The sequence below is a fragment of the Bacteroides intestinalis genome (genome assembly GCF_003464595.1).
Taxonomy (GTDB): Bacteria; Bacteroidota; Bacteroidia; order Bacteroidales; family Bacteroidaceae; genus Bacteroides; species Bacteroides intestinalis_A.
Genome location: NZ_QRZF01000021.1, coordinates 1 through 294, shown reverse-complemented (window position 1 = coordinate 294; position 294 = coordinate 1). Strand labels below are relative to the sequence as shown.

Annotated in this window: 1 protein-coding gene; it reads left to right on the top strand. The window is 39.5% G+C overall.

The annotated features are described in order from the left end of the window. Nucleotides 1–27 precede the first annotated feature (27 nt). The coding region (locus tag DWW10_RS21290; RefSeq protein ID WP_147350485.1) for a hypothetical protein at nt 28–294 on the top strand (267 nt) is incomplete at its 3' end.

Below are 294 nucleotides of genomic sequence, written 5' to 3'. Positions count from 1 at the left end.
CACCTATTTAACTAAAAACGGTGTAATATGAAACAGAAAAAAGTAATCAATCGTTCAGCTTATGATCCCTCTTTTCAATTTGAGGTTCTAAGCTCTCATTACTCAAGTGGTGAGTCCTTATCTGTAACCAGTTTTCGTTACGGCATCAATCGGGGCAGCCTCTGTCGTTGGAAGAATCTTTTTGAAAATCATCCGGAATCCCTATCTTTGTCAGAAGAGTTATTAACCAAACTGAGATCGATGCGCGAGAAACGTACAGAAGAAGATTTGAAAGCCTTGACTAGTGCTGAGTCT